The sequence below is a fragment of the Patescibacteria group bacterium genome (genome assembly GCA_034520665.1).
GTDB lineage: Bacteria > Patescibacteriota > Patescibacteriia > JAXHNJ01 > JAXHNJ01 > JAXHNJ01.
Genome location: JAXHNJ010000002.1, coordinates 78,362 through 98,952, shown reverse-complemented (window position 1 = coordinate 98,952; position 20,591 = coordinate 78,362). Strand labels below are relative to the sequence as shown.

16 protein-coding genes are annotated in these 20,591 nt (G+C 33.8%); 8 read left to right on the top strand and 8 right to left on the bottom strand.

Annotation, left to right across the window (positions count from 1 at the left end; translation table 11 throughout):
- Positions 1-5: 5 nt before the first annotated feature.
- A complete protein-coding gene (miaB, locus tag U5L76_02820) occupies positions 6-1,292 on the bottom strand; it encodes a tRNA (N6-isopentenyl adenosine(37)-C2)-methylthiotransferase MiaB (GenBank protein ID MDZ7798527.1) in 1,287 nt (428 codons plus the stop codon).
- Positions 1,293-1,364: 72 nt separating this feature from the next.
- Between miaB and U5L76_02815 the strand changes: the two genes are divergently transcribed.
- On the top strand, positions 1,365-1,883 hold the full coding sequence (locus U5L76_02815; GenBank protein ID MDZ7798526.1) for a hypothetical protein: 519 nt from the start codon (positions 1,365-1,367) through the stop codon (positions 1,881-1,883).
- A gap of 77 nt (positions 1,884-1,960) precedes the next feature.
- On the opposite strand, the gene U5L76_02810 is transcribed toward U5L76_02815, so the two are convergent.
- The 5 genes from U5L76_02810 to U5L76_02790 all read right to left on the bottom strand — a co-directional run bounded on the left by U5L76_02810 (position 1,961) and on the right by U5L76_02790 (position 12,011).
- Positions 1,961-4,945, bottom strand: a complete 2,985-nt coding sequence (locus U5L76_02810; GenBank protein ID MDZ7798525.1) for a C1 family peptidase — start codon at positions 4,943-4,945, stop codon at positions 1,961-1,963.
- Between the two features lie 4 nt (positions 4,946-4,949).
- Positions 4,950-6,680 carry a threonine--tRNA ligase gene (gene thrS, locus U5L76_02805; GenBank protein ID MDZ7798524.1) on the bottom strand — a complete coding sequence of 577 codons (1,731 nt, stop codon included), beginning with the start codon at positions 6,678-6,680 and terminating at the stop codon, positions 4,950-4,952.
- A gap of 299 nt (positions 6,681-6,979) precedes the next feature.
- Positions 6,980-8,140: a hypothetical protein gene (locus U5L76_02800; protein ID MDZ7798523.1), complete on the bottom strand. Its 1,161-nt coding sequence runs from the start codon at positions 8,138-8,140 to the stop codon at positions 6,980-6,982.
- On the bottom strand, positions 8,140-11,607 hold the full coding sequence (locus U5L76_02795) for a DNA polymerase III subunit alpha (protein MDZ7798522.1): 3,468 nt from the start codon (positions 11,605-11,607) through the stop codon (positions 8,140-8,142). Before U5L76_02795 ends, U5L76_02800 begins: the two co-directional genes overlap by 1 nt.
- Before the next feature lie 110 nt (positions 11,608-11,717).
- On the bottom strand, positions 11,718-12,011 hold the full coding sequence (locus tag U5L76_02790) for a hypothetical protein (GenBank protein MDZ7798521.1): 294 nt from the start codon (positions 12,009-12,011) through the stop codon (positions 11,718-11,720).
- A gap of 123 nt (positions 12,012-12,134) precedes the next feature.
- Between U5L76_02790 and U5L76_02785 the strand changes: the two genes are divergently transcribed.
- From U5L76_02785 to U5L76_02755, 7 genes are all read left to right on the top strand, one after another.
- Positions 12,135-12,977 carry a hypothetical protein gene (locus U5L76_02785; GenBank protein ID MDZ7798520.1) on the top strand — a complete coding sequence of 281 codons (843 nt, stop codon included), beginning with the start codon at positions 12,135-12,137 and terminating at the stop codon, positions 12,975-12,977.
- 5 nt (positions 12,978-12,982) lie between these two features.
- A complete protein-coding gene (gene rodA / locus U5L76_02780) occupies positions 12,983-14,083 on the top strand; it encodes a rod shape-determining protein RodA (protein ID MDZ7798519.1) in 1,101 nt (366 codons plus the stop codon).
- A 56-nt stretch (positions 14,084-14,139) separates the two neighbouring features.
- The gene (locus U5L76_02775) at positions 14,140-14,493 is read left to right on the top strand and encodes a hypothetical protein (protein MDZ7798518.1); all 354 of its coding nucleotides are present in this window, start codon (positions 14,140-14,142) and stop codon (positions 14,491-14,493) included.
- A 19-nt stretch (positions 14,494-14,512) separates the two neighbouring features.
- The gene (locus U5L76_02770; GenBank protein ID MDZ7798517.1) at positions 14,513-15,265 is read left to right on the top strand and encodes a 50S ribosomal protein L25; all 753 of its coding nucleotides are present in this window, start codon (positions 14,513-14,515) and stop codon (positions 15,263-15,265) included.
- A complete protein-coding gene (locus tag U5L76_02765) occupies positions 15,262-16,344 on the top strand; it encodes a DUF3048 domain-containing protein (GenBank protein ID MDZ7798516.1) in 1,083 nt (360 codons plus the stop codon). The genes U5L76_02770 and U5L76_02765 overlap by 4 nt, the downstream gene beginning before the upstream one ends.
- A gap of 27 nt (positions 16,345-16,371) precedes the next feature.
- Complete coding sequence (locus U5L76_02760; GenBank protein ID MDZ7798515.1) at positions 16,372-17,475, top strand: DUF3048 domain-containing protein; 1,104 nt, start codon at positions 16,372-16,374, stop codon at positions 17,473-17,475.
- Between the two features lie 313 nt (positions 17,476-17,788).
- Positions 17,789-18,610: a hypothetical protein gene (locus tag U5L76_02755; GenBank protein MDZ7798514.1), complete on the top strand. Its 822-nt coding sequence runs from the start codon at positions 17,789-17,791 to the stop codon at positions 18,608-18,610.
- Positions 18,611-18,722: 112 nt separating this feature from the next.
- On the opposite strand, the gene prmC is transcribed toward U5L76_02755, so the two are convergent.
- Positions 18,723-19,553: a peptide chain release factor N(5)-glutamine methyltransferase gene (gene prmC, locus U5L76_02750; protein ID MDZ7798513.1), complete on the bottom strand. Its 831-nt coding sequence runs from the start codon at positions 19,551-19,553 to the stop codon at positions 18,723-18,725.
- The gene (prfA, locus tag U5L76_02745) at positions 19,540-20,586 is read right to left on the bottom strand and encodes a peptide chain release factor 1 (protein MDZ7798512.1); all 1,047 of its coding nucleotides are present in this window, start codon (positions 20,584-20,586) and stop codon (positions 19,540-19,542) included. The genes prmC and prfA overlap by 14 nt, the downstream gene beginning before the upstream one ends.
- Positions 20,587-20,591 lie beyond the last annotated feature (5 nt).

Genomic DNA, 20,591 nt, shown 5'->3' with positions numbered 1-20,591 from the left:
CGGGCTTATTTTATTTTACCTTCTAGTTTCCAGGGTTTAGCTTGAGTAATTTTTACATAAACAAATTTGCCGATGAGATTTTTTTTGCCTTTAAATTTTACTACCTTCCAGGTATTAGTACGTCCAAAAGTATAATCTCCTTTTTGTCCGCTGACTAAAACTTTTAATTTTTGGCCGCTTAGTTTTTTATTATTTTTTAATGATGATTTTTCGATTAATTTGGTTAGTCTTTGCTCGCGTTTTTTCTTTTCTTTTTTTGATATATTATCTTTAAGTTTAGCGGCGGCTGTCCCTGATCTTTCAGAATATTGTGAAATATAAGCCATATCAAATTGTGATTTTTTTACTACCTTGACCGTATTTTGAAAAGCTTGTTTAGTTTCTCCGGGAAAGCCCACAATAATATCTGTGGTAATTGCTACCTGGGGTATAGTTTTTTTAATAAAATCAACTAATTTCAAATATTCTTCTTTTGTATAATGACGGTTCATTTTTTTTAATATTTGATTGTCACCTGACTGAAAAGGAAGATGAAGATAAGGGGGAATTTTTTTTATTTTAGTTATGGCTCTTATTAAGTCAGGAGTCATATCTTTAGGGTGGTTAGAAATAAAATGTAGCCAAAAATCTCCTTTTATTTTATTTACTTCTTTTAGAAGATTAATAAAAGGCTTATTATCTGTGTAGACTTTACCTTTTTTATGATTAAAGGAATTTACGTTTTGTCCGACTAGAACAATATCCTTAGCCCCTTTTTTTAAGCGGTATTTTATTTCTTTAATAATATTTTCTTTTTTTCTTGATCTTTCTGGACCGCGGGTAAAGGGGACTACACAGTAAGTGCAGTGATTATTACAACCAGTCATGATAGGAATATAGGCGGTGGCTTTAGAGATTGGTTTTATGGGAAAATCTAAGTAATCAATTTTAGGAGCTGGTATATTAAAACGAGATAATAAAAAAGGCTTTATTAAATGAGGTAGTTTTGATAAATTTTCAATATGAAAAATAATATCAAATTTATTTTTCAATTTCTTTTTATCTTGGGTTAGCAGACAGCCGGTTAAAATAGTCAGAATTTTTCTTTTCTTTTTTTCTTTATTCCATTTATTTATTTTTCCGTAAATACGGTCAATAGGTTTTTGACGGACCGAACAGGCTAGAGTAATGATGATATCAGCTTCTTTTTCTTTTTTAGTTTGGTCAAAACCAAAAGAATCCAAAAGAGCGGCTATTCTTTCTGCATCGGCTGTATTCATCTGACAGCCAAGAATAAAAAAGTAATACTTCATAAGTAAATTTTAACGGCTTTACTATTAATAGTCAATTAGCCAAAATATAATTTTTCTGTTAAAATATTATATATGTTAATTACCAGTCACATAGCGGTTACCGAAATTTTATGCCGTATTCTAAAATTAAGCGGATCTGATTATTTACTAGCTCATCTTTTTGGCTGGGGTATTGATATTGATCATATTGTCACTCAGTTGAAATATTTTATTGAGGATATTAAATTAAGTTATCATCATTGGAAAAAGCGGCACTGGTTAGAAAAATTTTTGCCCCATCGCCTGGTTATTTTTTTAGACAAATTTAATAAAAAAAGATCAGCTATTTCTGAGCCTCGTTCCTGGATACAGGAGCCAACTGGCATTTTATTAATATTAGGCCTTTCTTTAATAATTAATAATTACATACCGGTTTTATTCTTATTTATTCATTTTTTAATGGATGCAGTTATGCGTTTTAATAAATATCCTTTGGCACCTTTCACTAAAAAGTTAAAATTTAAAGGTTGGTTACCCAATACCAGTTATACTGAATATATGATCAGTAGCCTAATATTAGCTTTTTTAATAATTTGGCGTCTAATCGGATAATATATAAGGGATAAAAAAAACAGGCATTTTTAGATATAAGATACCTGTTTTTTTAATTATTTTTTGTTTTAATTTATTTATTTACTAATTTCTTTAAATGGTCTTAGTATTATTTTTGGATAACTACATCCTTCATTTATTATTCCATCGCAATTATCATCATAACTAGTAGAGCAGTTCTCTTCCATCCCGGGGTTGACATTTGAGTTGGAATCATCGCAGTCTTCCCAGGTCCAATAACCGTCAAGATCTCCATCATACATTGGTTTGTAGTCAACATCATCGCCATAAACATTATAATATTCCGGATAGCCTGGATTGCTTTCAAAATCACCCCACCAATTGCCTATAGAAGAATTCCAAATATTATTAGATGAATCATCCTTATGGAACACGTTCACAGCATTATCAAAAATATTACTCCAAAACAGATTATCGTTGGAATCCTTAATATAAACACCATATTGTGAGTTCTCATTTATGGTATTGTTATAGATCTCGTTGTTAGAGCTGCGCTCAAGATGCATTCCCTGTGAATTCTTACTTATGATGTTATCCGAAATCAAAGAATCATGGTTTATCATAATTAAAACGCCCACCACGTTCTGCATTATCTCATTATCATGGACGTATGCATCACTAAGATACAACCGGATTCCATAATAAGAGTTTTCATGCAGATAGTTGTTCCATACTTCGGCTTCTGTGTTATTCAGTTCTATTCCCTTTGTACTCATTGAAACATCATTTTCTGATAATTCAATATCTATACTGTCAGAAGACTCTATCCCATACTCGAATCCTGCTAACACACAGTTCTTTACAGCAACTTCTTCACAATTTCGTATCCAGATTCCTTTTTCTGAAGAATCACCATCAATAGTATGTCCTGCACAGTCAAATGTTATGCTGGACGTTTCTATTGTCAAAGCCGCATCAGATGGACAGTTCAATATATCCTCTTCCATTATATAATCTTCATAAATATGATCCCCACACTGCAGAGGGTCGCACACATTTCCCTCTCCATCCTGATCAACATCTTTTTGTGCAGGATTGTAATCAATAGGACAGTTATCTTCTAGGTTGATAATGCCGTCTCCGTCAATATCGCCTCCGTTTGGAAGATAATCAGCAGAGCCTCCTGTTCCACTAATAGTGTATTGGTAAGGATAGCCTGGATTGGATTCAAAGTCGTACCACCAGTTACCTTGAAGACTTGAATTCCAGTAGTTTGTTCCATCATCTATACAATTACCTGAGGAGAAAGTATTTCCATAGATGTAGTTGTTATTTCCTGAACCGATGTTTATTGGGTGATCAGCATCTATTGTGTTGGTTATAATGTTTGAATATAAAACATTCTCCATCTCAATTGCTGTGTTTGCGTAGTAAAATTCATTTTCTTTTACTAGATAATCACTTCCCTTTAAACTTATCAAATTGCCAGTTCCAAAAAAGGTATTGCCCGAAACAACTGAATGATCAGAATCTTCCAACAAGAGAGCCAATTCATCAGGTTCAAAAAAGCTGAACTCATTGTTTTCTACAACAGAATGAGCATTGTTTACAAATCTTACTTCATCTCTAACTAGATTGTTTTTCAAAACAGCATTATCTAACGAGTCGACTTCTAAAACTCCATTATAAATATTATTATTTGATATTTCAAGTCCTGAACCTAACGAAATGCCTACAGTGCTGACATCTAGATCACAGTTTTTAATAGTAAGGCCTGAATAACCATTTGAGTATAGGCTGTAACCAGTACCATCGTGTTTTATCTCATGTCCATCACAGTCTATCGTAACGTCATCTGCTCCTATTCTGAATACCTGATCATTGCAGGAGATGTCTTTTGTAAGGGTTATATCCTCAGTCAGTATTTGGCCGCATATGTTATTTGTGTCTGCATACATAGGGAACCTTTCTATGCCGCATTCTCCATAGCCTACTTTGAAATAACCATCGTTAGCAGGTCCCCAAGTACTGCCCCAAGAATTCTTTACAATCCAATAACCGTCAGCATCATCATATCCTACAATTACAACTGCGTGGCCCAGTTTTGAATCATCATCACAACGGTAAATGTCGTTAGCATCAAAACCACCAACCATGCCAATCGATGTTGCTAAGGGTCCTCTTGTAGAAATTTCTTCTTTTATAACAGCAGGATTATCTGAAATATATGATCTCTCATCCAGATATGTAAGCTCATCAAGACATCTGCTGCATATGCTGTTGCTGCATATTGAAGGATAGGCGCAAGAACTGCATGAACCACCACCACAACTACATGTGTTTGAGATATAGGGCTTGCATGATTCTGAACTGATTCCTGAATCGATGATATATTGCACTGCTGATCCCATTGGACCGCCGCAGCAGTCGCGGTCAGGACCACCAAAACAGTCCGATACAAGCTCTTCTTCTGAAAGGTCCAGGTCAAGATTAGGATTGTTTTTCACTATGTTGTGCATGGCCTCAGTTAAACCTACTGCTGCAAATGCCCAGCAGCTTCCGCAGTTTGCCTGGTTCTTGACAGGAGTTATCCAATTGTATCCATTGTAGTTCCTCCAGTCAAAACTGGAAGGCGCTGTAGTAGATGTATATGTTGTATGTGAAGTGTCTAAAGGGATTATAACTTCTGACTTGATGGATTTTTCTTCAATATTGGCCAACTTGACTACAGTTCCTATCTCTTTTCCATCTTTAATACAAACAGAGTAGTCTTTAGAAAAAACATCACCATCATCTTTAGTTAAGGTTTCATATCCGTTCTGGCTGCAGTAATTATGTTCAACACCGCATTCTCCTGAATAAAAATCCCATTCAGGGCATTCTCCATCTTCAAATATGCAGAATCCTTCTGAACCTCTGATTTCATAAGAATATCCTAATGATTCGCAGTATGTAGCGGCAGGATTAGCTGTTCCTGTTAATAGTTCTTCTTTTGGATTTGTAAAATCAGAAGAAAAAATATTATTATCATTAGTAGCTAAAATAGGGCTAGATATAAGAATAAAGATAATTAACGCTAAAAATTTTTTTGATAAAAACATATATTTACTTTAATTTTACTATACGATTAGTAATTTTATCTTGAACTTTTTTGATAAAATCTTCTTTTTTAACATTCCAAAGATCTTTTTCACTACGTATTCTAACAGATAGTTTATCTGAATTCATTTCTTTATCACCGATGACCAGCATATAAGGCACTTTTTGTTTGATCGCTTTTCTGATTTTATTACCAACAGTTTCATTGGCAGTATCAACATCAACTCGAATATTTTCGTCTTTGAATTTTTGAGCTAACTTTTTTGAAAAAGATATATGGCTTGAACCAACCGGTACTATCTGAATTTGAACAGGGGAGAGCCAAATAGGAAAAGCACCGGCGTAGTGCTCAACTAATATACCAAAAAATCTTTCAAACGAACCGAAGATGGCTCGGTGTATCAAGGTAACAACTTTTTCAAGGCCTTTTTTATCAGTATAAACTAAGTTAAATCTTTTAGGTATTTGGAAATCTAGCTGGATAGTGGCCATTTGCCAGGTACGACCCAAAGTATCATCAATATGTATATCAATTTTCGGACCATAAAAAGCGCCGTCTTTTTTTGAAAGTTGATAATCAATTTTATTATTTTCCAAAGCTTTTTTAAGGTCTTTTTCCGCCTGGTCCCAGTCTTCAGTTTCACCCATAAATTTTTCTGGGCGGGTAGCCAGGACAAAATTTGGACTAAAGCCGAATATTTTATAGAATTTTTTTATTAATTTCAAAAGCCGACCTATTTCTGATTGAATTTGTTTCTTTAGGCAGTAAATATGGGCGTCGTCCATTGTAATCTGACGTACTCGAAAAAGACCACCCAAAGCCCCTTTGACTTCGTTCCGGTGAAGGCGACCGATTTCTGAATAACGCAAAGGTAAATCACGGTAAGATCTTTTCTTAGTGTTATAAATGTAAGTTGAACCGGGGCAGTTCATGGGTTTTAGAGAATAAATCTCATCATCAATTTTTAGATTAAACATATTATCCTTATAATGCTGCCAGTGACCTGATTTTACCCAAAGAGATTTATGATTGAGTATAGGAGTAGAGGTTTCTTGATAGCCGGCTTGGTCATGAATTTGGCGCCAGAGTTTTTCTAATTCTCGAAAAATAATCATACCTTTTGGCAGCCAAAAAGGGGCGCCTGGTGAGACTTCATGAAAAGCAAATAATTCTAATTCCTGGCCTAATTTACGGTGATCTCTTTTCCTAGCTTCTTTTTTTTGTTTTAAGTATTTAGCCAACTCTTTTTTAGTGGTAAAAGCCACTCCGTAAATTCTCTGTAGCATCTTATTTTTTTCGTCACCGCGCCAATAAGCCCCGGCTACTTTAGTTAATTTAAAAGCGTCAGCTTTTATTTCTTTACTTAATTTAACATGTGGGCCAGCACAAAGATCAGTAAAGGAACTGCTTTTATAAAAAGTGATTTTTTCTCCCTTTTTGGTAATTTCTTCTAGTAATTCTTTTTTATAGGGCTGATCTGATACTTTTTTCTTGGCTTTTTCATAGGGTATTTCTATTTTTTCAAAAGATATATTTTGCTTAATAATTTTTTTCATTTTTTTCTCTATTTTTGGTAAATCTTCAGGAGTGAAATTTTGACTAACTTCAAAATCATAATAAAAACCGTCTTCAATCACCGGGCCAATAGCTAGTTTAGCTTCCGGAAAAAGTTCTTTAACAGCCATAGCCATAATGTGGCTTAGGGAGTGTCTGATTTTATGTAGTTTTTGTGCCATAATTTTTAAGTTAATTAATTTAATTCACTTAAATTAAAAATCCCAAGACTTTTTTGCCAGTTTTGGGACCCTTCTTTGGCTCTTTGCGAGCTCTTGGCCCTTCGATAAACTCAGGGCCTGCGGGCGGTTCCACCCAATTTCCTCTTTATTTAGAGACATCTTATTTTATTAAATTTATCTTTTTAGCTTAGCGTTTTTTGGCGATCTCTTTTTTAGTTTAAGAGATGAATAATTGGTAGTTATTCCAATCACTAAAAAGGTATTAATAAGCATAGAATATTCTTAAAAAAAGGTCAAATTTAAAGATTAAGTCTTATTTCAATGTGATCCTTCATGGAAGGAGACTGAAAAACCCAGAAAGGGGAGAACTTTACCGTTACTTCACTGATGTCTTTATGATCAAGAAAATAACTTCTTATTTGTTGACGGTCTTTATTAGTTAAATTATCGCGGTTAAATATGGCACTGGAAAGTTTAAGATGTGAGCTGGCTTTAGCTGTTACTTTGAGTTGAGCGGTTTGATTTTCCAGATTAAAAGTGTCAAATTGGTATTCAAGATCAAATGAGTTTTCTTTAATCTGGTGGTCAGATTTTAAATTTTCAGATATTTTTTCGCGAGCAGTTTTTTTTAGATTATCTTTAGAAAAAGCCAAAGCAATTAATTTTACTTTTAGGTTTATATTAAATTCTTCAGCCTGGCGGCCCACTTCTGGCTCAATATTTTTTTCTAAAATCTGATATTTTATCTGATTTTCTGAAAGACTATATAAAGGATTAATATCATTAATTTTCTTTTTTAAATCATTTAAATTTTCCTGCTTGATTTGTTCTATCATTTCTTTTTGTTTTTCTAAAACAAGATTAGAAGTGACCTGGTTAACTTTTTTGGTGCCACCAGTCATAGCTTCTTGGCTTTCAGCCCAGACTAATTCTTGCATTTGAGAGGAAAGTCCGGGAATAGTAAATTTTGAAGGCTCAATATTACCGCTCGATCCTTTTTTATCAGCATAAATTTCGACTTTTACAGAACTGCCAGGTGGTACGTCTACTCTTTGTTTAGTACGAAAAAGAAGGCCTTTCTCAGAGAGGAAGCGAGTGGTAGCTGCTAAGGGCTGGGTCTGATTCCATTCATTATAAATAGTGACTTCTCCTTGAGCTTGTGCTGGTATTTCTTCAGGCTCTCCTAGGTCAGTTACTTTTAGACTGTTTTGAATTTCTTTTTCTAAAATTACTCCGGGTATATAATTTTCTAGTGATTTGTTTTCTTTATTGTCATTTTCATAAATAACTGCCGAAAAATATTCTTCTTCATTTTTTATTTTAGGAGTAATATAAATATTTGTCCGGGAGAAAGAGTAGTAGATAATAAAAGCAAAAAGCAAAATGGCCAAAATAATAAAAATATAAATTATTTTGCGGTATCTTTTACTAATTTTATTCTTCTTATTTTTTTTAGTCATTATTTAATTTTAATATTATCAGGTCCTAAAAGCATTTCTATTTTATGGGCTATATTTTGATTATAATTGATATAATAATTTGTGGCAATTATCTTTGGTTTTTGCTTGTTGTTTTTGCTAACTACCAGATAGACTTTTATTTGACCGGGAGATGAAGTAATAATATTTTTTAGGCGGTCAAAGGTATCTTTTTTAAAATTATTATTTTGTACTCTGAAGAATATTTTTTTCTTGTTATTATTGTTATTAATCTCTCCCATTTCTTTTTTTATCTCTTCTATTTTTTCTTCTTCAAAGATATAGGCTTTATCAGCTAGTAATTTAATAGCTTCCTCCTTATCCGAAATTTTACCTTTAATAATCAGGATTCTATCTTCTTGCCAAAGGACAGGATTTTTTTCCAGCAAACGTGGAAAAACCAAGACTTCAATACCAGCTGAGGTGTCTTCTAAGCGGACAAAAAGCATAGGCTTGTTATTACGGGTGATTACTTTTTGTATTTTTGTAATAATACCGCCAATACAAACCTCGCTAGATCTTGAATGAGTCTGAAGTTTTCTTATGGGTGTGACTAGGTTTTTTATTTTATTTTCATACTCCTGCATTGGGTGTTCTGAAATATAAAGACCGAGAAGTTCTTTTTCCCAGGAAAGGCGCTGACTTTTTTTTACTGCTTCAGTTTTTTTGAGTTTTAATTTGGGCGCGTTTTGGGTGGGCATCATGCCAAAAATGTTTGATTGTTTTAGTCTGGCTTCCTGTTTAGCATTTTTAGCAAATTTAAGAAGATGATTAATATTGTCAAGCATTTGCTTTCTTTTACCAAATTTATCTAAAGCCCCGCATTTAATTAAACTCTCCAAAGATTTTTTATTTAAATCTTTAGTCACTACCCGGGACAAGAAATCTTCAAGATTTTTATAAGTTCCTGATTCTTTTCTTTCTTTAATTATATTTTTGACTAAATTAGTGCCGACATTTTTTATAGCTGGCAAACCAAAACGTATACGATTGGTCGGTTTTTTTGTTTTTTGATCCAGAATAACGGAAAAAGTAGAAAAACTTTCATTAACATCTGGTGGCAAAACCTCCAGGTCGATTTGTTTGCATTCTTCGACTTCAATAGCAATACGGTCAGTATTGTTTAAATCAGAAGTTAAAAGAGCGGCCATAAAGGCTTGAGGATAATGCGCTTTTAAGTAAGCAGTTTGATAGGCGATCATAGCATAACAAGCGGCATGAGCTCGATTAAAGCCATAGCCGGCAAAAGGTTCAATAAAGGCGAAAACTTTTTTTGCTGTATCTTTGGGTATGTTATTTTTTATACAACCTTGTATAAATTTTTCTTTTTGTTCTTTAAGTAATTTTGGTATTTTTTTACCAACGGCTTTTCTTAAAACATCAGCTTCGCCCAGGGTAAAGCCAGCCAAATCGCGGGCAATTTGCATAATTTGTTCCTGATAAATAGCTACACCATAAGTTCTTTTGAGAATAGGCTTTAATTTAGGATGTAGATATTGGGGATTCATATGGCCGTGCTTGCCGGCAATATATTTGGGGATCCATTCCATAGGGCCGGGGCGATAAAGTGATACCATAGCAATAATATCTTCTAATTCGGTAGGTTTAAGCTGTTTAAGATAACGCCGCATGCCAGTACTTTCAAGCTGAAAGACACCGGTAGTACGGCCGCTTTGTAAAAGTTTAAAAGTCTCCTTATCACTCAAAGGCAGTTTTTCAATATTTATTTTTTGTTCCGTAATACCTTCAACAATATCCAAAGTTGTTTCGATGATAGTTAGGTTTTTTAAACCCAGAAAATCCATTTTTAAAAGACCAAGATCTTCAATAGGATGCAGAGAATACTGGCTAATAATAGTTGGGTCATGAGGAGCGGCGTATTGAACAGGTACGTATTTTTCAAGTCTTTCCGGGGTAATTAAAACGCCACAGGCATGAGTGGAAGAATGACGAGCTACCCCTTCCAACTTTTTAGCGTTGTCTAGTAACTTTTTCCCCTGAGAATCTGATTGGTAAACTTGTTTTAATTCAGCGATTTTATCAATAGCTTCCTCTAGTTTCATGTTCATAGGGATAAGCTTGGCTATTTTATCACAATAAGAGTAGGAGAGGTTCATAACTCGCCCAACATCCCGTACAGCGGCTCGGGCGGCCATAGTACCAAAAGTAATAATTTGAGAAACATGATCTTTACCGTATTTTTCTTCAACATATCTTAAAACTTCATCGCGCCGGGTATCAGCAAAATCCATATCAATATCTGGCATAGAAATTCTTTCTGGGTTAAGAAAACGTTCAAAAAGAAGATTGTATTTTAAAGGGTCAATATTGGTAATATTAAGCAGATAAGAAACTAAGCTGCCAGCTGCTGAACCTCTACCAGGGCCGACCACTATTTCATTATCTTTAGCCCAGTTAACAAAGTCTTGGACAATAAGAAAATAAGTGGCAAACCCAGTTTTTTTGATAATAGAAAGTTCATATTCAAGTCTTTCTTTTATTTCCTCGGTAATATTATTAAACTTTTCTTTTAATCCTTTTTGGCAAAGCTCTTCTAGATATTCTTCCGGTGAAGAATTTTTGGGAACTTTGTAGTTTGGCAGTTTAATTTTGCCAAGCTCTATTTCTAGCTGACATTTTTCGGCAATCTGAACGGTATTTTCTATAGCTTCAGGAGTTTTCTTAAAATACTCCTTCATTTTTTCTGGGGGAGTCATAGAAAAATCTTCATCCAGCATACTCATTCGGTTTTCATCTTCCAGTTTTTTCTTCATCTGGATACAAAGCAAAATATCCTGAACCGCAGCGTCTTCAGGGTTGGTATAATGTATATCACTGGTGGCTACCAGGGGTATATTATGTTTTTTTGATATTTCTATAATTTTTTTATTAACTTCCTTCTGATGGGGGGTATTAGGGTGATGCTGTATTTCAAGATAAAAATCTTTCTGACGGAAAATCTGATGATATTTTTTGGCAGCTTCTTCTGCTTTTTTATATTTTTTTGAAATAATCAGACGAGGTATTTCTCCCTGGAGGCAAGCGCTCATACCCACGAGGCCCGATGAATATTTTTTAAGAGTTTCAATATCAATTCTAGGCTTGTAATAAAAACCTTCCAAATGGGCGATACTGGTTAATTTAATTAAATTTTGATAACCCTCTTTATTTTTAGCTAAAAGTACTAAGTGATAAGGTCTTTCATCAAGGCCGGGTCTTTTATTTTTTAAACTGTGTGGGGCCAAGTATGCCTCAAGTCCGATAATCGGTTTGAGGCCAGCTTTTTTGGCTTTTTGGTAAAATTCAATTGTTCCATACATAACCCCATGGTCAGTTAAGGCCAGGGATTTCATTTTATACTCTTTGGCTTTTTTTATTAGTTCATCAATTTTTGAAAGTCCGTCCAAAAGAGAATAATGGGAGTGTACATGAAGATGGGCAAAATTCATATAATAAATGTTATTGGTTTTATATATTATAACAGAAATTAGTTATTATTTTAAGCAAATAAAAAGACATCTTTAAAAAGACGTCTTTTTATTTTTATTTTTTGTTTTTTTTATTCTTCTTCTTTTTTTTCTTTTTTATCCTTTTTTTTCTGGACGTACTTAATAATACCACTGACAGCATTAGCAATAGTTTTAACTGAACCGCTGGTTTTAGTTAATTTTTCTTTAACAGTTTCAATAGTTTCGCCGATTGACTCTACTTTTTCTTTAATTTTTTGCACAGCTTCATTACCTACTCGTAGCATTTTAATAAGGAGGTAAAGCGCCCAACAGAGAAAAAAAGTAAAAGCGGCAATAGCTAAAGAAGAAACAAGAAGAAGAACATCTTTTGAGGTATCAATCATAAATTTATATTATTCTTATATTTAATTATAGCATAATTTAACGAAAAGATAAAGGGTTAAATAGTGCAATTGTCCAAAGTATTTTTTTTATGCTAAAATTATAAAGTAAATAAAGCAAAATATATGGATTTTAAAAAGAATTATTCCATGAATGATTTTTATCTGAAGCTAAGTTATTGGTTTGTTTCACATAAAAAATCTTTAAGAAAATGGTGGGTTATGACCTTGTTAATTATCGATGTGATTTTTATTGTTTATATACTAGTAAATGGATTAATTATGGCCATACAAGGTCCGGGTTATGATAAAATGATAAAAGAAATGAGTCATAATTTTGTTGATAGCAATTACCGACAGCAGGCTAAACCGGAAAATTTAATAGTATTAAAGAAAAAAGCCATTAAAGTTGGAGATTCTAAATATGATTATCTAGCTGAAATAGAAAACAATAACACAGATTGGGGAGGATATAGTTTTAATTATAAATTTATAGATAATGAAGATAAAGAAACTGAAGAGTCTAGTTCTTTTATTAATCCGGGGCAAAAAAAATATATTGTATTAAAAAATGTGATTTATAAAGGTGATGATGTTTCAAAATTAGATTTAGAGATAAATGATGTTAATTGGAAGAGAATTACTAATAAATTGTTGTTAGAAGAAATTAATTTTGAAGTTTCTAATGAAAAAATTTCTAAATCACAAACCTCAGAAGGAGTGGCTAGTGTAGTAACCGCAGATATTTCTAATCAGTCTTTTTATGGTTTTTGGCAGGTTGATGTACCAGTAGTAATTTATTTTTCTGATGAGCCAATAGCTTATGATAATTACAGATTAAGGAACTTAGGCTCATTTGAGAGTCAGGGTATTTCAGTTTCTTGGCTGAAAAATTTACCTCTAAGCTCTGAAATTAGGATCGAACCTCATATAAATATTTTTGATAAGAGCAATTTTATTTCTAGTTGATTTTTATGTTAGGTCGCTTTCAGTTAAATTTAATAAAAAAAATAGACTGGAAATTACTAATAGCAATTGTAGTCTTAATCCTTTTTGGTTTAGCTGCTATTTATAGTTTAACCATGAATCAGGAAAACCCTGATTTAAGTAATTTTAATAAACAGGCCATTTTTTTTGTTATCGGTCTGTTTTTTCTTTTCCTATTTACTATCTTTGATTATCGTGTTTTTATTAATTACAGTTTTTTTATTTATGTTGGTGGAGGCGTTATCTTACTTTTAGTTTTATTTTTTGGTCAAACAATAAGGGGTAGTACTTCCTGGTTTTCTTTATTTGGCTGGACTTTTCAACCGGTAGAATTAGCAAAAATTACTTTGATTCTCTATTTAAGCAAGTATTTTTCTGATAATTACAGCCAGATGTATCAGTTTAAAAAAATAATAGTTAGCGCTTTAATCACCTTACCTTATGTTTTATTAGTAATCTTACAGCCGGATTTTGGTTCAGCTATAATTTTAGTAATAATTTGGCTGGGCCTACTTTTATTGAACCGAACAAAACGCATTCATGTTGTAATTTTTATATGTCTTTTAATCATTATTATGATTTTTAGCTGGTTTTTTGTTTTTGAGGATTACCAAAAGAAAAGAATATCTACTTTTATTAATCCTTCGAGTGATCCTTTGGGAGCTGGTTATAATCCTACTCAGTCAATTATCGCTGTTGGTTCAGGTATGTTTTTTGGGCGGGGTTTAGGTTTGGGTCCGCAGTCACAGCTTAATTTTTTGCCGGTAGCAGAAAAAGACTTTATTTTTGCGGTTATTGCTGAAGAATTGGGTCTTTTTGGGGCTATTATTTTACTTTTCTTTTTATTTTATGTTTTTAAACGTATGATTAAAGCCCTGCGAGAGCAAAAAAATACCTTCTCCTTGTTTTTAATCAGCGGTATTACTATTTCTCTTTTTAGTCAGGCTTTTATAAATATTGCCGGTAATATCGGACTTTTACCGATTACTGGTATTCCTTTGCCTTTTTTAAGTTATGGTGGTAGTTCATTAGTTACTAGTTTGATAATGATTGGATTAATACAAAGTATAATAGTCAGAAGCCGCTAATTTTTATTGACAAAATAGTAAAATATGATAAAATATAAGAGAAATTAGGCAATTTTATGTTTAACCAGATAAATAAACAAGATAGCAGTCAATCTTTTCAGAATCAGAATTTAAAAGTGGTTTTTAACTGTCCTATTTGTGGCCAATCGTATGATGCAACTAGTATGAAATTGATTGAAGAGTCAGAAGAAGCTCATTTATTGCATATTGTCTGCCAGAATTGTGGCACCCAGATTTTGGCTTTAGTGATGATTAATTCACCTAAAATATCTTCACATGGCATGATTACGGATTTGACTAGTAGAGAAGTAAAAAAATTTAAGGATTCAAAAAAAGTCAAGGTTGATGATGTAATCGATTTAAATTTTGCCTTAAATAATAAAGATTTTTCTATTTTGGAGAAAATATAGAAAATTTAAAAGGAATAATATGAAAGAATTAAAATTAAAGGTAGATGTTAGGGAGGAAAAAGGGAGGCAAACAAAAAAATTAAGAAGAGAAGAAAAAATACCGGGAATAATTTACGGGCATAATTTTAAGAATAAAAATATTAGTGTTGATTATCATGATTTTTGTGATCTTTTTGAAAAAGCCGGGGAGTCCAGTTTGATTGATTTAATTATGGGTAAGGCTAAACCTATCAAAGTTATTGTTCAGGATATTCAGCTGGATCCGGTTTCCAATAAAATTATTCATGTTGATTTTCACACAGTGAAGATGACTGAAAAAATAACTACAGAAATTAATCTTAATTTTGTGGGAGAGGCTCCGGCTGTTAAGGAGCTTGGTGGGGTGTTGATTCGTAATATGGATAAGTTAGAAATTGAGTGTTTACCAGCTGATTTGATTCAAGAAATTGATGTTAATTTATCGGTTTTAAAAACTTTTGAAGATATTATATATGTAAGAGATTTAGAACTGCCTGAAAAAATTACTCTTTTAGAAAAAGAAGATGAAGTAGTGGCCAAAGTTCAGAAACCGAGAAGTGAGGAAGAGCTCGAAGCATTGGAAGAAGAAGTGGAAGAAAAGGTTGAAGAAGTTGAAGGCGTGGCTGAAGAAGAAGATGAGGAAGAAGGAGAAGAAGGTGAGGAAAAGAAACCCACCTCTGATAAAGGTTCGGCCGATAAAGAAGCTAAAAAAGAGTCTTCAGAAAAAAAGGATAAAAAAGGAAAAAAAGAATGAAAAAAAAGGATAAAAAAGTAAAGCTAGAAAGTCAAAAAGAAAAATATTTGACGCAAGCTAAAAAAAGAAAAAAATTACCACTTATTGTTTTAGCAGTAGTAATAGTTTTAGCAGCTGTAGTATCTGGATTCTTACTTTTTGGCAAAGAGACGGAAATAAATACTAATAATACTAATCAAGCTAATGAAGTCGGTGAGGTAAGAAGAAATATAGATGGTATCTATGATAGTAGTGAAAATCAAAATCCTTACCCAGTTGCTTTAATGATTGAAAATTTAGTAACCGTAAGGCCCCAGTCCGGTTTAGATAAAGCTAACCTAGTTTATGAAGCTTTAGTTGAGGGAGGTATTACCAGGTTTATGGCTCTTTATTGTCTGACTGAACCAGTTGAATCTATGGGACCGATCCGTTCAGCTCGACCTTATTTTCTTGACTGGGCTAAGGAGTATAATGCTCTTTATGGACATGTTGGCGGTAGTCCAAAGGCTATGTCTTTAATTTCTACTTACAATATATTTAATTTGGATCAATTTTACGATGCCCGGTATTATTGGCGTGATAACGAAAGAGCAGCCCCTCATAATGTTTACACGGCTTCCAAGTTTTTAGTTTTTGCTTTAAGAGATAAGGAAGCTGGCCAAGCTAATTATGAATCCTATGAATATAAAGAAGAGATTCCGCTCGAAGATAGACCAGAAGAGGAAAAGATTATTACTATTGATTATTCTAGCTATTCTTATAAGGTAGAATGGAAATATAACCGGGGGGAAAATAAATATGAAAGATTTCAGGGGGGTGAAGTCTTTGAATCAAAAGAAGCCGGACAGGTTAAGGCTAAAAATGTAATAGTTCAATATGTTAAGACTTCCCTAGAAGATGAATCACGTTTGAAAATGGAGACGATTGGTCAAGGAGAAGCTATGATATTTAGGGATGGCCTGGCTATTGAAGCTAAATGGATTAAAGAAGGGCGTAATCAAAGAACTAAATTTTATGATTTAGCCGGTGAAGAAATTAAGTTTAATGCCGGTCAAACTTGGATACAAATTGTACCGACTGACCGTGAAGTTACTTTTTAGTAGTATTTTTTAAAAACAAAAATAAAAATGAGAAATATTTTTAAATTTAACCTTAATTCTTTAACTACACGGTTAAGTATATTAACTGTGATTTTGGTAGTGGGCGGGGCTTTTTGCTGGTTTTTTTTAGCTCTTCAAGCTAATAATCTTTTAAAGGCAGTTGGAACTAGTAATGGAATTTCAATTATATTAAATAATGATAAAGACGAGGAAGAGGAAATAATTCAGTATTATCGTCGCTTTGACGGATTAGAGGTGGATAATAAAAAAGCAGCTAATCTTTGGCCTACTTGTGTTATGATTGAAAATTTGAGGAGCGTTCGACCACAAAACGGGCTTTCTGACGCTTCAATTGTTTATGAGTCATTAGCTGAAGGTGGAGCCACTCGTTTTATGGCCCTTTTTACCGGCGGTTCAAAGGCGGAAAAGATTGGACCGATCCGTTCAGCCAGGCCTTATTATTTGGATTGGGTTTATGAATACGCCTGTCTTTATACTCATGCCGGTGGTTCGCCCCAAGCTTTAGGTAATATTCGGGATTACCACACTAATGATCTGGAAGCACTTTCTTCTGATCAGGTTTATTTTTGGCGTGATACTTCACTTTATGCTCCGCATAATTTATTTACCTCTGGTGAAAAATTAACTTATGCCCTGCGCGACAAGGAATTATTAGATAGATATTCAACTACTAGAATGTGGCATTTTAAAGATGACTTACCTTTGGAAAAAAGAGGGGCTGACCAAAAATTTTATAAGCTTAAATTTTCTTCCTATGCTTATGAAGTAGAATGGAAGTATATAAAAGAAGAGAATATGTATTTAAGGTATAATGCTGATAAAGTGCAGCGGGATGCCAATAACAATGCAGAAATAAAAGCTAAGAATGTAATTATTCAGGAAATTGAGCCAGTTGGTTACTACCCCAACAAAGGGAGACTGAAAATGGAAACTCATGGGGAAGGAAAAGCTTTTGTTTTAAGAGATGGTTTGTTAATTGAAGGTTCGTGGAAAAAGGATGAAAGAACCCAACGTACTCTTTTCTATGATTTAGAAGGCCAGGAAATAGAATTCAATCGCGGTCAAACTTGGATTGAAGTTATTCCTTCTGATCGGGGTAGGGAATGGTAGGTGATTTAGTTAATTAGTTAATTGGTTTCTTAGTTAGTTAAGTTAATCTAAGTAGCCACTAAAAGAATTGACATGAACAGGCCAAAAGGTCTGATTTTTTGGTATCATAGCTCTTGACAATTTCTAAAATTTATATTATTATGATCAGCTCTGTACATTAATAAATCTCCAACCTCACTTTTTTGGAGATATAGAAATATCTTTAGAAAGTAAGGTTTGGGAATTAATAAGTAAAGAGGTTCTACCGTAAATGAAATGAGGAGTATTGAAATTAATTTAATTTCCGAGTTAAACTTGTTAAAGGAGAAAATCGATGTTTAGGACAATCTGGACGATAGCAGTATTTTTCTTTCTTATCTGCTTGTTTTTCTTAGTCTCGGCTGTGGCCGATGATCTTCAAGTTGATGATCTAAAGATTACTACCTTTGCCAGGCTCGACTTGCCTGACAAAAAAATCGAGGATTACCGGTTTGCTTGGGGAAGGATCGGCATAAAATTCTATCCGTATAGCGATATCCTGGGACAGAAGATTATGGTTCGGACCGAGTTTGACTACACAACGTCAAGTCTGAAGTATTTGTATGTGCAATTCGATCGCAATTACAGCGGTGGTCAGTTCAATTTTCTCGTTGGACAGTATCTTTGTCCAGTCAATCTCATCTGGCCGGGACCGCGCCATAATCGCTTATCTCGTTGGCCGGACGCTAAGGCAGACTTGCCAGTTTCTTGTGCTGGTACGGCCCTGTGGTACTCTCATGGCAACTGGAGTGTAAAAGCTGCTCACTACAACGGTGGGTCAACGATGACACTGGGTCTTTATGGACTGACTGGTTTCTATGTCCAGAATACGGCTCACGGAGTCGCCTGGCAGCATAGTTTCAATTACTGGTTTAATCCCTTTGTTGGTCTTACTCGCTACGAAGAAAATATTCCAGGTAAGGAGAGTGTCTTCTTTGTCCAGAACCACATTGATTTTCCTAAGGGTTTGAGATTGTACGGTCTGTATGATTTCGGAGACACTGAAAATACCTGGATGGTAACACTTAGCTGGAAATACGCTCCTGACAGCTCGATCTACATTTCTTATGATCAGCGTGACGAGTATGTCCGTTCAGGCGTTAATTTCGCTTACTAAATCTGTATTCTTACGGTGGCTACCAGTAAAGATTAAAAAATAACTTCTTTTTTCCCACTATCAAGGGGCGTGATCCATTGCGGTCGCCCCCTTCTTTTTTTTGCTAAAAAAATTATTTGATCACTACCACCCGGTCCTGTCCGGATAAATCCTGAATAACCGCTATTTTTCTTTTGGGGAAATATTCTTTAATTAATTTAGTAATATTTTTTATTTGCCGGGGGTCAATTTCTATAAATACTTTTGCTTTTATTTTAAAGTCTTTTATTTGCCGAAATAATTCTTCATAAATTTCTAAACCCTTTTTACCGCCATAAAGGGCTTTTTGGGGTTCGGCTTGAATGGATTTGGCTTTCATTTGCTGAGGGGTTAAATAGGGCAAGTTAGCTACTATGATATCCAGTTTAAAGTTTTTCCAGGGTTCTAGAAGATTGCCTTTTCTAAAATTTATTTTGACTTTATTTTTTTTGGCATTTTTTTTGGCTATTTTAAGTATTTTTTCCGAAAGGTCAGAGGCTAGTATTCTGGTCTTTGGTAAATATTTTTTTAAAGTGACAGCCATACAACCCGAGCCAGTGCCTACATCCAGAATACGTAGATGCGGGTCGCGACCCGCATCTACGAGCTTTATAATTATATCTACCAAAGTTTCGGTGGCTGGGCGGGGGATAAGCACATTTTTGTTAATGTAAAAATCAAGACCAAAAAATTCTTTATGGTGGATTAAGTAAGCTACTGGTTCATGGTCACATCTTTTTTTAATTAATCGTTTGTATCTTGTCGCTTGGTTTTTGGTTATTTTTTTATCTGGCCAAATATAAAGATAAGAACGGGTTTTTTTCAAAACATAAGAAAGAAGGACTTCTGTGTCTAGAGAAGCAGACTTTATTTTTCTATCCCTTAGTTTTTTATAAGAATTTTCAAGTATTTTATTTACTCTCATCAATGACTTTTAATTCTTTAATAATTTTATCCAAATTACCATCCAGTATTTCGATTAGATTATGCCAGCTTTTTTTAATCCGGTGATCAGTTATTCGGTCCTGGGGAAAATTATAAGTTCTAATTTTTTCCGAGCGGTCGCCGGAGCCAATTTGAGACTTTCTTTTAGCTGATTCTTCTTTTTGTCTTTTTTCTTCTTCTAAGGCCAAAAGACGGGAACGCAAAACTTGCATCGCTTTTATTTTATTTTGGGTCTGGGATTTTTCATCCTGGCAGGATACGACCAGATCAGTGGGTAGATGAGTTATCCTGACAGCTGAATAAGTAGTATTAACTGATTGACCGCCATGACCAGAAGCACAAAAAGTATCAACTCTTATATCTTTGGGATTAATTTTAATATCTATTTCCTCTGCCTCGGGCATAACAGCCACCGTGGCGGCTGAAGTGTGAATTCGACCCTGTTTTTCAGTTTCGGGTACTCTTTGTACCCGATGAACGCCCGACTCATATTTTAGATTGGAGTAAACATTAGTGCCTTTTATTTCAAAAATAACTTCTTTAAATCCGCCAATGCCGGTTTTGTTTGAAGAAATTAAATTTGTTTGCCAGCTCTTATTTTCAGCAAAGCGCGAATACATACGAAAAAGATCAGAGGCAAAGAGAGCGGCTTCATCACCGCCAGTACCGGCTCTAATTTCTACAATAATATCTTTTTTATCTAGAAGATTTTTAGGATTTTCAATTTCTTTAATTTCTTTTTTTAATTCTTGTTTTTTTTGTTTAATATTTTTTTCTTCTTTCTCTGCCATTTTCTTTAATTCTGATTCAGAAGTTTCACTGATGATTTTTTCGGTTTCCTTTAAACCTTGCTTAACTTCTTCTAATTTATTATATAATTCTAACAAATGCCCAGACTCATCATATTCTTTTGATATTTTTTTGAGCTTGGTTGGGTTATTGATTATCTCTTTTTTTTGCAGTTTTTTTTCCAGGTCCTGGTGTTTTTTTTGTAATTTTTTTAGTTTATCCATAAGTA

Coding starts and splice junctions, on each gene's coding strand:
- U5L76_02800 (MDZ7798523.1), bottom strand. CDS start 8,140: ATGACTAAAAAAAATAAGAAGAATAAAATTAGTAAAAGATACCGCAAA.
- U5L76_02755 (MDZ7798514.1), top strand. CDS start 17,789: ATGTTTAGGACAATCTGGACGATAGCAGTATTTTTCTTTCTTATCTGC.
- prfA (MDZ7798512.1), bottom strand. CDS start 20,586: ATGGATAAACTAAAAAAATTACAAAAAAAACACCAGGACCTGGAAAAA.
- rodA (MDZ7798519.1), top strand. CDS start 12,983: ATGTTAGGTCGCTTTCAGTTAAATTTAATAAAAAAAATAGACTGGAAA.
- miaB (MDZ7798527.1), bottom strand. CDS start 1,292: ATGAAGTATTACTTTTTTATTCTTGGCTGTCAGATGAATACAGCCGAT.
- thrS (MDZ7798524.1), bottom strand. CDS start 6,680: ATGGCACAAAAACTACATAAAATCAGACACTCCCTAAGCCACATTATG.
- U5L76_02760 (MDZ7798515.1), top strand. CDS start 16,372: ATGAGAAATATTTTTAAATTTAACCTTAATTCTTTAACTACACGGTTA.
- U5L76_02815 (MDZ7798526.1), top strand. CDS start 1,365: ATGTTAATTACCAGTCACATAGCGGTTACCGAAATTTTATGCCGTATT.
- U5L76_02785 (MDZ7798520.1), top strand. CDS start 12,135: ATGGATTTTAAAAAGAATTATTCCATGAATGATTTTTATCTGAAGCTA.
- U5L76_02765 (MDZ7798516.1), top strand. CDS start 15,262: ATGAAAAAAAAGGATAAAAAAGTAAAGCTAGAAAGTCAAAAAGAAAAA.
- U5L76_02795 (MDZ7798522.1), bottom strand. CDS start 11,607: ATGAATTTTGCCCATCTTCATGTACACTCCCATTATTCTCTTTTGGAC.
- prmC (MDZ7798513.1), bottom strand. CDS start 19,553: ATGAGAGTAAATAAAATACTTGAAAATTCTTATAAAAAACTAAGGGAT.
- U5L76_02775 (MDZ7798518.1), top strand. CDS start 14,140: ATGTTTAACCAGATAAATAAACAAGATAGCAGTCAATCTTTTCAGAAT.
- U5L76_02810 (MDZ7798525.1), bottom strand. CDS start 4,945: ATGTTTTTATCAAAAAAATTTTTAGCGTTAATTATCTTTATTCTTATA.
- U5L76_02790 (MDZ7798521.1), bottom strand. CDS start 12,011: ATGATTGATACCTCAAAAGATGTTCTTCTTCTTGTTTCTTCTTTAGCT.
- U5L76_02770 (MDZ7798517.1), top strand. CDS start 14,513: ATGAAAGAATTAAAATTAAAGGTAGATGTTAGGGAGGAAAAAGGGAGG.